The organism is Janthinobacterium sp. HH102, assembly GCF_001758625.2.
Taxonomy (GTDB): Bacteria; Pseudomonadota; Gammaproteobacteria; order Burkholderiales; family Burkholderiaceae_D; genus Janthinobacterium.
Window position 1 is genome coordinate 4,431,386 of record NZ_CP062062.1, and the last position, 13,790, is coordinate 4,445,175.

The 13,790-nt window shown below is 66.5% G+C and carries 9 protein-coding genes; 5 read left to right on the plus strand and 4 right to left on the minus strand.

Features of this window, described 5'->3' with window-relative positions; translation table 11 throughout:
* The first annotated feature begins 166 nt into the window (after positions 1 to 166).
* Positions 167 to 2,272 (plus strand): prolyl oligopeptidase family serine peptidase, encoded by a 2,106-nt coding sequence (locus tag JAB4_RS20160; RefSeq protein WP_070222235.1) that lies wholly within the window; start codon positions 167 to 169, stop codon positions 2,270 to 2,272.
* 140 nt (positions 2,273 to 2,412) lie between these two features.
* On the opposite strand, the gene JAB4_RS20165 is transcribed toward JAB4_RS20160, so the two are convergent.
* On the minus strand, positions 2,413 to 3,036 hold the full coding sequence (locus tag JAB4_RS20165) for a glutathione S-transferase family protein (RefSeq protein WP_070222237.1): 624 nt from the start codon (positions 3,034 to 3,036) through the stop codon (positions 2,413 to 2,415).
* Positions 3,037 to 3,288: 252 nt separating this feature from the next.
* Here JAB4_RS20165 and JAB4_RS20170 point away from each other — a divergent pair, with 252 nt between their 5' ends.
* Positions 3,289 to 5,982: a M1 family metallopeptidase gene (locus JAB4_RS20170; RefSeq protein ID WP_070222239.1), complete on the plus strand. Its 2,694-nt coding sequence runs from the start codon at positions 3,289 to 3,291 to the stop codon at positions 5,980 to 5,982.
* Between the two features lie 501 nt (positions 5,983 to 6,483).
* On the opposite strand, the gene JAB4_RS20175 is transcribed toward JAB4_RS20170, so the two are convergent.
* Positions 6,484 to 7,362 carry a LysR substrate-binding domain-containing protein gene (locus JAB4_RS20175; RefSeq protein WP_070222241.1) on the minus strand — a complete coding sequence of 293 codons (879 nt, stop codon included), beginning with the start codon at positions 7,360 to 7,362 and terminating at the stop codon, positions 6,484 to 6,486.
* Between the two features lie 111 nt (positions 7,363 to 7,473).
* On the opposite strand from JAB4_RS20175, the gene JAB4_RS20180 reads away from it, so the two are divergent.
* Both JAB4_RS20180 and JAB4_RS20185 read left to right on the plus strand, forming a co-directional pair.
* Positions 7,474 to 8,370 carry an alpha/beta hydrolase gene (locus tag JAB4_RS20180; RefSeq protein WP_070222243.1) on the plus strand — a complete coding sequence of 299 codons (897 nt, stop codon included), beginning with the start codon at positions 7,474 to 7,476 and terminating at the stop codon, positions 8,368 to 8,370.
* 145 nt (positions 8,371 to 8,515) lie between these two features.
* Positions 8,516 to 9,244 (plus strand): YceI family protein, encoded by a 729-nt coding sequence (locus JAB4_RS20185; RefSeq protein ID WP_070222246.1) that lies wholly within the window; start codon positions 8,516 to 8,518, stop codon positions 9,242 to 9,244.
* Here JAB4_RS20185 and JAB4_RS20190 read toward each other — a convergent pair.
* On the minus strand, positions 9,207 to 9,836 hold the full coding sequence (locus JAB4_RS20190) for a LysE family translocator (RefSeq protein WP_034754929.1): 630 nt from the start codon (positions 9,834 to 9,836) through the stop codon (positions 9,207 to 9,209). The genes JAB4_RS20185 and JAB4_RS20190 overlap by 38 nt on opposite strands.
* 156 nt (positions 9,837 to 9,992) lie before the next feature.
* On the opposite strand from JAB4_RS20190, the gene JAB4_RS20195 reads away from it, so the two are divergent.
* Positions 9,993 to 12,893 (plus strand): hybrid sensor histidine kinase/response regulator, encoded by a 2,901-nt coding sequence (locus tag JAB4_RS20195; protein ID WP_227742004.1) that lies wholly within the window; start codon positions 9,993 to 9,995, stop codon positions 12,891 to 12,893.
* Here the strand turns inward: JAB4_RS20195 and JAB4_RS20200 are convergent.
* Positions 12,878 to 13,789, minus strand: a complete 912-nt coding sequence (locus JAB4_RS20200; RefSeq protein WP_083286969.1) for an alpha/beta hydrolase — start codon at positions 13,787 to 13,789, stop codon at positions 12,878 to 12,880. The genes JAB4_RS20195 and JAB4_RS20200 overlap by 16 nt on opposite strands.
* Position 13,790 lies beyond the last annotated feature (1 nt).

Sequence of the window (13,790 nt, forward strand, 5' to 3'; positions counted from 1 at the left end):
CCGCAGATTCTACGGCCCTGCTCTTTTCCAGCAAACAATATTGGAAAAGTAACTATTTTTTCAGGTAGCCGTCCATAGACACTGGTTCCTCACAGCAATCCATGGCACCATGGCTGCGCCGTTTTGCCTGCAACGCGGCCTCCACCGGACCAACCAGGAACCTTACATGTCGTCATATCGCACTCTCGCCGGCAGCATGCTGCTCGGCCTGGCCGCAGCGGGCCTCGCCCACGCGCAAGCCCCCGCCCCTGCCGCCGCCAACACCGATCCCCATTTGTGGCTGGAAGAAGTCCTCGGCGACAAGCCGCTGGCCTGGGTCAAGCAGCACAATGCCGTCACCACCAAAGAGCTGGAAGCCCAGCCCGGCTTCGCGGCCCTGCAGGCGCGCCTGAAAACCATCCTCAACTCGAAGGAACGCATTCCCTACGTCAGCAAGGAAGGCGCGTTTTACTACAATTTCTGGCGCGATGCCCAGCACGTGCGCGGCATCTGGCGCCGCACCACCCTGGCGCAGTACCAGCTGGCCGAACCGGCGTGGGAAACCGTGATCGACCTCGACCAGCTGGCCGCCGGCGAGCATGAAAACTGGGTCTGGGGCGGCGCCTCCTGCCTGTATCCGAAGGGCGAACGCTGCCTCATTTCCCTGTCGCGCGGCGGCGGCGACGCCAAGGTGGTGCGCGAATATGACGTGGCCAAGCGCGCCTTTGTCGACGGCGGCTTCACCCTGCCCGAAGCGAAGGGCAGCGCCAGCTGGATCGACCAGGACACCTTGTTCGTGTCCACCGATTTCGGCCCCGGCTCGATGACCAGCTCGGGCTACCCGCGCATCATCAAACAGTGGCAGCGCGGCACGCCGCTGGCGCAGGCGCACACCTTGTATGAAGCCAAACCCGACGACCTGAGCGCGGGCGCCTACAAGGACTTCACGCCCGGCCACGAACACCAGTTCATCGAGCGGCAAATCGATTTCTACAGCGGCGAAATGTTCCTGCGCGAAGGCGCCGATCTGAAAAAAGTGCCGAAGCCGGACGACGCGACGGCCTTCACCGTACGCGATCAATTGATCATCACCCTGCGCTCGGACTGGAAAGTGAACGGCAAGACCTACGTGCAAGGCTCGCTGCTGGCGACCGACTTCAAGGCCTTCATGCAAGGCAAGCAGGCGCTGGAAGTGCTGTACGCGCCCACGGCCACCTCGTCGCTGGACAATGTTACGGCCACCAAATCGGCCATCCTCGTCACCACCCTGGACAAGGTCAAGAACCGCCTGACGGAACTGCGCCACGTGAACGGCAAGTGGCAACGCCGCGCCGTCGACGCGCCGAAGCTGGGCACCCTGGCCGTCAGCGCGCTCGACCCGGTCGATTCGGACCAGTACTTCCTGACGGTGACCGACTTCCTCAATCCGACCACCCTGTATCTGGCCACGGCGCAAAGCGACCAGCGCACGAAAATCAAGTCGCTGCCCGCCTACTACGATGCGGCGCCGTACAAGGTGGAGCAGTTCGAATCGACGTCGAAGGACGGCACCAAGGTGCCCTACTTCGCCATCATGAGCAAGAAGACGAAATTCGACGGCAGCAACCCCACCGTGCTGTATGGCTATGGCGGCTTTGAAGTGTCGCTCAAACCGAGCTACAGCGGCACCACGGGCGTGGCGTGGCTGGAAAAGGGCGGCGTGTATGTGCTGGCGAATATCCGCGGCGGCGGCGAATTCGGCCCCCGCTGGCACCAGGCGGCGCTGAAGGAAAACCGCCAGCGCGCGTATGACGATTTCATCTCGGTGGCGCAGGACCTGATCAAGCGCAAGGTCACCAGTCCGCGCCACCTGGGCATCATGGGCGGCAGCAATGGCGGCCTGCTGACGGGCGCCGTGCTGGTGCAGCGTCCCGATTTGTTCAACGCCGTCGTCAGCCAGGTGCCGCTGCTCGACATGCGCCGCTATAACAAGATGCTGGCGGGCGCTTCGTGGATGGGTGAGTACGGCGATCCGGACGTGCCGGAACAATGGGCCTACATCAGCAAGTACTCGCCGTATCAGAACGTCTTCAAGGACAAGAAATATCCGCGCGTGCTGTTTACCACCTCGACACGCGACGACCGCGTCCACCCAGGCCATGCGCGCAAGATGGTGGCGAAGATGGAAGAGCAAGGCCACGACGTGCTGTACTGGGAAAACACGGAAGGCGGCCACGCGGGCGCCGCCAACAACGACCAGCAGGCGCTGATGTGGGCGCTGACCTACACCTTCCTGCACGAGCAGCTGAAGTAAGTGGTGATGTCGGATGACGCGTCCCGCTAATCCGACCTACCGGGCTGTCGGTAGACGCAGGCCGGCGTAGGTCGGCGTAGGTCGGCTTAGCCCAACGGGCGTAAGCCGACAACATAGTTGAAGCGGCCCGCACGCATGGCCTACTTCGCCTGCGCGCTGGGCCGCTCGGCGATGCGGTCGCGGTAAGCCTGCAGGTTCGACAACCCTTCCGCGCCCGGCCGGTACTTCATCAGCCCGCGCACAAATTCCAGCGCGCAGAAGGCCGTGATGTCGGCAATCGTAAAGCGTTCGCCGGCGATGTAGGGCTGGTGGGCCAGCACCTGGTCCAGCCATTGCGCCGTCTCGCGCAGCTTGCCCGCCTGCGCCGTGGCGAAATCGGGAAACTGCGGGTTTTCCAGCGCCACCAAGGCCGGATGACCGTGACGCACCCAGTTGGCGGCGGCGCTGAACAAATGCAGTTCCACGCGGCGGTCGGCCATTTCAATGAAGGCGCGCTCCTCGAATCCCTCGCCCATCAGGTTCGGCTGCGGCTGCAAGCCTTCCAGGTAGGTGCAGATGGCGCGCGTCTCGGTCAGCACGCGTCCGTCGTCCAGTTCCAGCACGGGCACGCGGCCCAGCGGGTTTTTCGCCAGGAAGGCGGGATCGCGGTGATGGCCGGCCATCAGGTCGAGCGCCACTTCCTCGATGCCGGTGATGCCCTTCTCGGCGATGAACATGGTGACGCGGCGCGGATTGGGCGTGCGGGGGCTGATAGTGAGTTTCATGTGCAGGTCTCGTCTCGTTATGGTGGTGGCCAATCAGGCGCGGCACCAGCCTGTGGCAATGCAGTCAGACGCCCATCATACCAGCGCACCGGCATGGTGCGGCGCCCCTGGCGCGTTGACTTTGCCCCCGTTTCGCCTTAGATTGCTGTACGGGAACGCTGGCCGCCAGTTCCAGCGATGTCCCCCACACGTCATCAACGCCCGCAGCCTATCCGGCTGGGGGGCGTTTTATCCATGAACCAAGGGCATACCATGCATCGCACACCGACTCCGCGCTTCCGGCGCAGCCAACTGGCCGCCGCCGTCCTGGCACTGGCTTCCATCACCGCAGCCCATGCAGACAATGCAGCTCCCGCCGCCAGGTACGTCTCGGCCAGCCATGCGCCCGGCACCACCACGCAGCTGCCGCGCGGCGTCACGCCTTTGCACTATATCGTGTCGATCACGCCGGACGCCGCCGCCTCTACCTTCAAGGGCGAGGTGGCCATCAAGGTGGCGGTCGACGCGCCGACCGCCAGCATCACCTTCAATGCCTTGAACCTGACGTTTGCGGCCGCCGCCATCGAAGGCGCGGGCGGCAGCAAGCAGGTGACGCGCAAGATCGCGTTCGACGCGGACAAGCAGACGGCCACCGTGCATTTCGCCGAACCCGTGGCGAAGGGCGAGTACCTGCTGCGCATCGATTACAGCGGCAAGATCGGCACGCAGGCCACGGGCCTGTTTTCGCTCGACTACGACACGCCGCAAGGCCGCCAGCGCGCGCTGTACACGCAGTTCGAAAATTCGGACGCGCGCAGCATGCTGCCATCGTGGGATGAACCGGACTACAAGGCCACCTTCGATCTCAACGTGGTCGTGCCGAGCAACCAGATGGCCGTCGGCAACATGCCGATCGCCAGCAGCGAAGACCTGGGCAACGGCATGAAGCATGTGTACTTCGCCACGACGCCGCGCATGTCGACGTATCTGCTGTTCTTCGGCCTGGGCGACTTCGAGCGGGCGACAACGATGGCCGACGGTACGGAGATCGGCGTCATCACGAAGAAAGGAGCGCTGGCGCAAAGCCGCTTCGCGCTCGACGAGTCAAGCGCCCTGCTGCGCGAATACAACGATTATTTCGGCGTGCGCTATCCGCTGCCCAAGCTCGACAACATCGCCGCGCCGGGCCGCAGCCAGTTCTTCGGCGCCATGGAAAACTGGGGCGCCGTCTTCACTTTCGAATATGGCCTGCTGCTTGACCCGGCCATCTCGACCCAGGCCGACAAGGAAAACATCTACACCACCCTGTCGCATGAAATGGCGCACCAGTGGTTCGGCGACCTGGTCACCATGCGCTGGTGGGACGACCTGTGGCTCAACGAAGGTTTTGCGTCGTGGATGGAAAGCCGCACCACGGAGCGTCTGCACCCCGAGTGGAACACGGCCCTGTCCAGCGTGGGCGGGCGCGAGTCGGCCATGAGCCAGGACGCGCTGCGCACCACGCATCCGGTGGTGCAGCGCATCGCCACCGTGGAGCAGGCCAGCCAGGCCTTCGACGGCATCACCTATCAAAAGGGCGAGGCGGTGATCCGCATGCTCGAAGCGTATGTCGGCGCCGACACGTGGCGCACGGCCGTGCGCAGCTACATGCGCAAGCATGCGTATGGCAATACGGTGTCCGACGACCTGTGGCGCGAAGTCGATGCGGCCGCCGGCAAACCGGTCCGCGCCATCGCCCATGATTTCACCTTGCAGCCCGGCGTGCCGATGATCACGGTGGGCGAGGCCATGTGCAGGAACGGCAATACGCGCGTGCGCCTGACGCAGACGGAATTTTCCAAGGACCAGCCGAATAAAAAACCGCTGTCGTGGAAAGTGCCCGTCATCGCCTCGACGGTCGGCAGCGGCAAGCTGGCCACGGTGCTGGTCAGGGATGGCAAGGCGACCCTGAACGTGCCCGGCTGCGGCGCCCTGCTGGTGAACGCGGGCCAGAGCGGCTACTACCGCACCATATATGCACCGTCCAACACGCGCGCGCTGGCGCGCAGCTTCGCGCGCCTGGCGCCGATCGACCAACTGGGCTTGCTGGCGGACAGCCAGTCGCTGGGCCTGGCGGGCGCGCAAAACCTGGCCGACTTCCTGGAACTGGTGAAAGCGACGCCGCTGTCGGCCGATCCGCAGGTGCTGGGCAAGGTGGCCGCCTCGCTGGGCAGCCTGTACGAGCAATACGCCGGCGACCCCGCGCGCCAGCAGGCCTTCGGCGGCTTTGCCGTGGCGCGCCTGGCGCCGATGATGGCGCAGACGGGCTGGGAAGCGCGCGCGGGCGAAGCGTCGAGCGTGGCGACCCTGCGCGGACAGCTGATCGCCATCCTCGGCGACATGGGCGAACCGGGCGTGATCGCCGAGGCGCGCCGCCGCCATGCGGCCAGCGAGCAAGACCCCGCCGCCATGCCCGCGCCCCTGCGCCGCACCATCCTGGGCGTGGTGGCGCAGCATGCGGACGCCGCCACTTGGGAGCAGCTGCACGCCCGCGCGCAGCAGGAAAAGACGCCGCTGGTGAAAAACCAGCTGTATGACCTGCTGGCCTCGAGCGACGATCCCGCGCTGGCGCAGCGCGCGCTGGCGCTGGCGCTGACGGATGAACCGGGCGTGACCAACAGCCCGGCCATGATCTCGCGCGTGTCGCGCACGCATCCGGAACTGGCCTTCGACTTTGCGCTGGCGCACCTGGAGCAAGTCAATGCGCGCATCGACGCCAGCTCGCGCAGCCGCTACTTCCCGCGCCTGGCCGCCGGTTCGGCGCGGCCGGACATGATCGCCAAGCTGGAAGCGTACGCGCAGGCGCACCTGCCGGCCGGCGCGCGCGGCGACGCCGACAGCTCCGTGGCCGGCATCAAGTACCGCATCAAGCTGCGCGCCGAACGGCTGCCGGCCGTCGATGCATGGCTGGCGAAACAGGCGGGCTGATTGGCTTTCCCGGCGCCGCGGCGCCGGGAACGGATGAAAACGCAGGCAAAAAAAAACCGGCTTCGCAAAGTGCGGTAGCCGGTTGAAACGCTGTTTCGAGCGCAGGGATAAAACGGGAAACACATGAAAACGTGGAAATCGTGCCGGTCATTGAGGTGTCCGGCAACCTTGCGCCCGGGGTCTCCGTGCGCCATGTATCCACTATGCCAGTCCTTCCCTCGGGCAGGCTTAGGACTTCATTAAAGCCCCGCCCGATTCCTGCATTTCCCCTGCCCCACCCTGCAAATACTGCCATAAAACAATTTTTACATGTCTGGTGCCGATGGTTGAGCTCACCGGCTAAGCTGTTGAGTCATGCCTGCATCCTATCGCTCCCGGAGCGTAGTGATCTGCGCAATGCATGCTGTGTGCCAACGAAAGCATCATAACAGCGGCATATGACCGCCTTATGACGCAGGCTAAACTTTCATACTTTCATCGGCATTTCCGGCGCCGCCGGCATCATGCGTGAAACTGGTGCCGCTGTCCCGCGCCGCGCACGGCGTCCACCAGCGCCAGCACGGCCGGCGTATTGTTGCGTGGAAAGGCATAAAAACGGGCATCGGGTAATGGCGGCAAGCCCTCTTCCGCTCCCAGGATGCGCAAGCCCTCGCGCAACTGGCTGCGCGCCACGGGCGTCACGGCAAAGCCGGCCAGCGCCGCCGCCACGCAGCCGGCCATGCTGCCGCTGTCAAACGCCAGCCGCCAGGCACGGCCCGCCTGCGCCAAAGCGGCCAGCGCCGCTTCGCGGTACACGCACGGCGAGGGAAACAGCGCCAGCGGCACGGGCAGTTGCGGATCGGGCAGGCGGCCGGCCGCATACGCCCATACCAGCGGCTCGGCCCACAGCAATTCGCCGGCCCCTTCCGTGCGGCTGCATTGCTTGCCGAAAATGACATCGATCTGCTCGTGCGCCTGGCGCCGCAGCAGGTCGGCCGTGATGCCCACCTTCAATTCGATCGACGCTTGCGGATGCCAGCGCTGGAACGTCTGCAGCACTTGCGGCAGCCAGGTGCCCGCGAAATCCTCCGACGCGCCCAGGACCAGCCGCCCCTGCACCGATGCACCGCTGAGCCTGGCCCGCGCCTCGCGTTCCAGGTCGACGATATTGCGCGCATACATGTACAGCAGTTCGCCGGCCGCCGTCAGCTCCAGGCTGCGCGTCGTGCGCGCCAGCAACTGTTTGCCGGCGCTGTGTTCCAGGCGCTTGATATGCCCGCTGACAGCCGACGGCGTCAGCGCCAGGTTTTGCGCGGCCAGCGCGAAGCCGCCCGTATCGACCACTTCCAGCAGGCTGCGCAAGAGGACGATGTCCAGGGTCATTGCCGGCAAGGCGTGCATGGTACGCTCCAATTCATCAAGATATGATCATAATATCGATGAATTGCTCACGAATCAAATGCATTGCCGGCGCTACCATGACGTTCTCCCCTCACCTTCGTCAGGAATGCCATGCAAGACTATCACTACATCGCCACCCCGCTGCTGGACGTGGCCTACCTGGAATGGAACGCCGCCGGCAGCCGCTGCGCCGTGCTGGTACACGGCTGGCCCGACAGCCCGGAAAGCTGGGCCAGCACGGCGACGGCGCTGGCCGCCGCTGGCTACCGCGTGCTGGCGCCCGCCCTGCGCGGCTTCGCGCCCACGCGCTTTCGCCATGCGGACACGCCGCGCAGCGGCCAGCTGGCCGCGCTGGGACGCGACTTGCTCGACTTTATCGATGCCATGCAACTGGATCGGCCCTTGCTGGTGGGCCATGACTGGGGCGCGCGCGCCGTCGCCAATGCCTGCGGCTTGCGCCACGATGCGGCGTCCGGCCTCGTCATGCTGTCGGTAGGCTATGGCACGAATGACCCACGGCAAGAACTGTCTTACCAGCAGGCGCGCAACTACTGGTACCACTGGTTCATGGCCACGCCGCGGGGCCAGCATGCCGTCGAGCATGACCGCCACGCGTTTGCCCGCATGATGTGGGACAGCTGGTCGCCCGCCGGCTGGTATGGCGAAGCCGATTTCGCGCAGGCCAGCCGCGCTTTCGACGGTCCCGACTGGGCCGAGGTGGTGCTGCATTCCTACCGTCACCGCTGGGCGTTTGTCGAGGGCGACCCCGCGTACGCAGCCGACGAAGCGCGGCTGCACCCGGCGCCCGTCTTGCCGGTGCCCACCCTGGTGCTGCATGGCGCGGCCGACACCTGCAACCACCCGGACAGCTCGGCTGGACGCGAACGCCATTTCAGCGGCGCCTACCAGCGCGTGCTGCTCGAAGGCATCGGCCACTTCCCGCAGCGCGAAGCGCCGCAGGTGGTCGCCAGCGCCATCCTCCTGTTTGTCGACGGACAGGCGCGGTAAACGCTATCCCTGTACTCCGTCCTTGCGCGGCCGCCTGCGAAGGGGCTAGCGCCGGGCAGGCTGGATCGCGTACTATCGCCCCATCGCCCCATCGCGCCTTGCGCCTCTGCACGCGCAGTCCATGTCCAGCCAGGAGTTTTCATCGATGCACACTGTTCACCGCCGCATGCTGCTGGCCGGCGCCTGCGCCTTGCTGCTATCCTGCACACCCTTGCCGCCCGCGCCGGCCCCCGCTTCCGCGCCGCCCGCCCCTGCCGCCGTGCCGGCGCCCGCGTGGCAGCGGCAAGGCGTGCAGCTGCTGCACATCGTGCCCGCAGAATCGCTGCTGACCATCACCGTGCGCCGTGGCGGCGCGCTGGCGCGGCTCGGGCATGATCACGTGGTGGCCAGCCGCAGCCTGCAGGGCATCGTGGCGCCCGCGCCGGGGCGCGCGCAGTTGCGCTTCCGGCTCGACGAGATGACTGTGGATGAAGAAAGCTTGCGCCAGGCGGCGGGCTTGACGACGACGCCGTCGGCCGACGCCATCGCCGGCACGCGCCACAACATGCTGGTGCGCGTGCTCGAGGCGGAACGCTATCCGTGGGTCAGCATCGAGGCGCGCCGCACGGGCGACCAGCAGGTGTTTGATGCGGACATCACCCTGCATGGCGTGACGCGCACGGTGCGGCTGCCCGTGCGGATCGAGCAAGCGGCCGACGGGCGCAGCCTGCAGGCCAGCGGCAGCCTGCTGCTGAAACAAAGCGACTTCGGCATCGTGCCGTTCGCCATCCTGGGCGGCGCCATGGCCGTGCAGGACCAGATGGAACTGGCGTTCCGCATCACCGCCCGGCAAGAGGTCAGCGCGCCAGGATCAGGCGCAAGCCCAGGCCGATGAAGATGGTGCCGGCCACGCGGTCGAGCCACAGGCCGGCGCGCGGGCGGCGGTTCAGCCACAGGCCGACGGCGCCGGAAAAATAGCCGAGCAGGCCGAACAGCACGCACGCCTGCGCCGTGAAGACCAGGCCCAGCTGCGCCGTCTGCCAGCTGGCATTGCCCTGGCCCGCGACGATGAACTGCGGCAGGAACGAGAGGAAAAACAATACGACTTTCGGATTGATACTGTTGGCAAACAGTCCCTTGCCGAACAAACGCAGCAAGGATTCGTCGGGCAAGGCGGCCGCACCATCGACTCTGGCGCCGCCACGGCTGCGCAAGGCGCCGATACCCAGCCACACCAGATAGAGCCCGCCGGCCACTTTCAGCGCCGTAAAGGCCGTGGGCGAGGCGGCCAGCAGGGCCGACACGCCGATGGTCGCCAGCACGGTATGCGTGAGGCAGCCAAGGGCGCAGCCCAGGCCGAACGCCATGCCCTGACGGCGCCCGCGCGACATGCCCACGCCCAGCACCATCAGGTTGTCGGGGCCGGGACTGGCGGTGATCAAGACGGCGGCGGCCAGGAAGGCCAGGAACTGGTCGGGACTGAGCATGAATATCTCGCGGACAAAAGCGCCATGATACCGGAGCGGGCGCCAGGCGGACAGGACATGAATTTGCCCGTGTGTCACCGAGAGTCGATTAAAATGGACACTCCACAGCAAACGGCGTTGCCGCCAATTCCCGCGCGACCATCACCCACTCCATCGATGCCAGCCCACTCGCCCCCTCCCTGCCACCGCGCTTCCAGCTCCCGCGTCAGCGCCTGGCTATGCGGCTGGCCGCTCGTGCTCAGCCTGCTGTTCGGCCTGCTGGGTCTGGCGGGCGCGGCGCAGGCGACGCCCTTGCCTCTGAGCAAACAAGGCCTCGCTCACCTGGGCAAGGGCGGCCAACTATTTCTTGCCGAAAATGAAGCCGCGCCTGCCGATGTCGCCGCCCTGCCCGCCTGGCTGGCGCGCCAGCGCCCGGCCGACCAGGTCGACCTGTTCGGCGGCGCCTACTGGCTGCATGCGCAGGTGCGCAACGACAGCAGCGAGGCGGCCTGGGTCATCGACCCGAACGACACCCTGATCGACCTGGTCGACGTCTACGTGTATGGCCCGGGGCCGCACGCGGCGCCGCGTACCTTGCTGACGGGCTACCAGCGGCCGCACGACTATTTGCTGCACTACGGCATGAACGTGCAGCTGGCGCCGGGTGCCACGTACGACATCCTGATCCGCTTTTCCAGCCCCTACTACGCGCGCGCGCCCCTGTTCGGCGTGAAGACGCAGCACGACTACCGCAAGCTGGTGGGCAAGGAAAACTTCCTGATGGTGGCCTCCATCGGCGCCCTGCTGGCGCTGGGCCTGTTCAATTTCTTCATCTTTTCCATCACCCTGGAAAAGGCGTCGGCGTATTACGCGCTGTACGTGCTGACGTACGGCCTGGCCTGGGCCATGACCTTCCACGTGTTTGCCGACCTATTCGACTGGCACCAGCTGCAGCTGCATTACGTGCCGTTTTTCCTGCTGCCCGTCTTCAGCACCCTGTTCTACATGCATTTCCTGCGCCTGCGCGACTACTCCCTGCTGCTGTACCGTCTCAGCAAGGTCAACCTGGCATTGCCCTTGCTGCTCCTGCCCAGCTGCTTTTTCGCCCTGTCGTATGCGCACACGCTGGCCACCATCGCCATCAGCATCTGGATGCTGCTGGCGCTCATCTGCGGCATCGTCGTCTGGCGCCGCGGCTACCAGCCGGCGCGCTTCTTCGTGCTGGCCTTCGTCGCGCTGATGCTGCCCGGCTTTCTGATCCTGCCGGCCAACCTGGGCCTGATGCCGGCCATGGTCGCCAACGCCCAGCTGGTGACCCTGCTGGGCGGCACCTTCGACGGCCTGCTGCTGGCCTTTGCCCTGGCCGACCAGATCCGCCTGCTGCGCAACAACCTGGAACAGCGCGTGCAGGAACGCACGCTGGCCCTCACCCTCAGCAACGACGCCCTGCTGAAGGCCAAGGAGCACGCGGAAGTGGTCAGCCGCCACCGCATCGATTTTCTGTCCGCCATGAGCCACGACATCCGCACGCCGCTGGCCGGCGTGATCGGCATGCTGAAATTCGCCCTGCGCGACCAGTCCGTCAAGGGCCGCACGCAGGAATACCTGCGCATCGGCCTGCACAATGGCGTCTCGCTCCTGACCATCCTCAACGACATCCTCGATTTCTCGAAGATCGACGCGGGCAAGCTGACCCTGGAAACGGTGGACTTCGACCTGCTGGCGCTGATCGGCGACGCGGCCGGCATCGTGCAGGGCCAGGCCGACGCCAAGAGCCTGCTGCTGCGCCGCGAACTGGCGCTGGACCTGCCCCGCTACGTGCGCGCCGATCCCACGCGCCTGCGGCAAATCCTCATCAACCTGCTGGGTAACGCGCTGAAATTCACGGCCAATGGCGAGGTGCTGCTGGAAGTGCGGCGCGCCCGCACGCCGCCGCGCGGCGATGGCCGCAGCGACATCGAATTCATCATCAGCGATACGGGCCCCGGCATCGACGCGGACACCTTGCCGCGCCTGTTCCAGAAATTCGAGCAGGCCGACCACTCCACCACGCGCCGCTACGGCGGCACGGGCCTGGGCCTGGCCATCTGCAAGGAACTGGTCGAACTGATGCAGGGCACGATCGGCGTGGAAAGCCGGGTCGGCATCGGCTCGCGCTTCCATTTCACCTTGCCGCTGACGCCCGGCAGCGCGCCGGCGGCCGATGCGCGCCGGCCGGCACGCCAGGCGCGCCATGCCTGCCGCCTGCGCATCCTGTGCGCCGAAGACGTGCGCACCAACCAGATCATCATCGGCACCCTGCTCGAAAGCATGGGCCATGACGTGACCATCGTGGAAAACGGCGAACAGGCGCTGCGCGCGCTGGGATCGGGCCCCTACGACTGCGTGCTGATGGATGGCCGCATGCCGGAAATGGATGGCGAACAAGCCGCGCGCCTGATCCGCGACGGCGGCAATGCCCAATTCCCAATTCCCGACGCGCACATCCCCATCCTCGCGCTGACGGCCAACGCCAGCGAACATGACCGGCAACGCTACCTGGCCGCCGGCATGGACGACTTCCTCAGCAAGCCCGTCGACGAAGCGCTGCTGTTCGAGAAAATCGACGCCATCATCGACCTGCTGCTGGCGCGCGGCCACGCACTGCCGCAGGCCGCGCCCATCGACGACGATACCCTGGCGCGCCAGTTCGGCCTGGCCGACGCCGAGGACGCGCAGGCGCAAACGCCGGCGCCGCCCGATCCCATGACGGCGCCCGTGCACATCCTGCCGCTGGCAGGCCTGTCGGCGCAGCACTTGCAGCGCATCGCGCAAGCGTTCTTGACGGAAGCGCCGCGGCGCCTGGACCTGGCTTGCCACGCCGTGCGCGATGGCAATGCCAGCGCCGCGGCCGCCGCCTTCCACGCCTTGAAAGGCAGCGCCGGCTACCTGAGCCGCCCCACCCTGCACGGCCTGTGCCACCAGATGGAAACCCTGGCCTCGAACGGCCAGCTCGATAACGTGGAGCAATTCCTGCCGCAGCTGCAGACGGCGCTGGACGTGGCGCGGCGCGACCTGGAAAATCAACCGGGAGCTTGAGGCATCCAGCCATGCGATTGCAGCCACGCCAGCAGCAGTTGCGGCCACGCGGCCGGCTCGCTGCCCGGCTTGCCCAGGCCCCAGCCATGGCCGCCGCGCCGGAACTGGTGCAATTCAACAGGCACACCCGCGCGGCGCAAGGCCGCCGCCATCAATGTACTGTTCTCGGGTGGAGAAATGGGATCGTCCAGCGCCTGCGCGATGAAGGCGGGCGGCGTGCGCGCATCGACCTGCCATTCCACCGACAGCGCATCGCGCGCCGCCTGCGTGGGGTGGCTTCCCAGCAGCTCTTTCTTCGCATGCGTCGTATCGAACGGCGGCTGCATGGTCAGCACGGGGTATAGCAGCACGACGAAATCGGGCCGCGCGGAGACGCCATCGATCGCATCGACGGGCGCATACAGGGCGGCGTCCGGCTGGACGGCCGTCATGCCGGCCAGGTGCGCGCCGGCGGAAAAACCGAGCATGCCGATGCGCGCCGGGTCGATGCCCCACTCGGCCGCACGCGCCCGGATCACGCGCATGGCCCGCTGGCCATCCTGGAACGGCGCGCTGGCGCCACCGCCTTCCTGCGGCAGACGGTACACGAGTTCAAACGCCGTGACACCCTGCGCTTGCAGCCAGGCGGCGGCGGGGCCGCTTTCCTTGCCCGCCTCGATATGCGCATAACCGCCGCCGCTGACCAGCAGGATCGCCGTGCCGTCCGGGCGCGCCGGGCGGTGCGCGATCAGGTAAGGCTGCTCCACCTGCGTGATGGAGCCCTTGGCGCTGTCGCGCTGCGGACCCGGCGCCGCGCCGCCGGGCGGCGCGCCCGGCCACAACACAATGGCGCCCGGCGGCGCGGCGCCCACGTGCAGGTGGATCAGGACAAGGCACAGCAGCATCAGGCCTCGCATG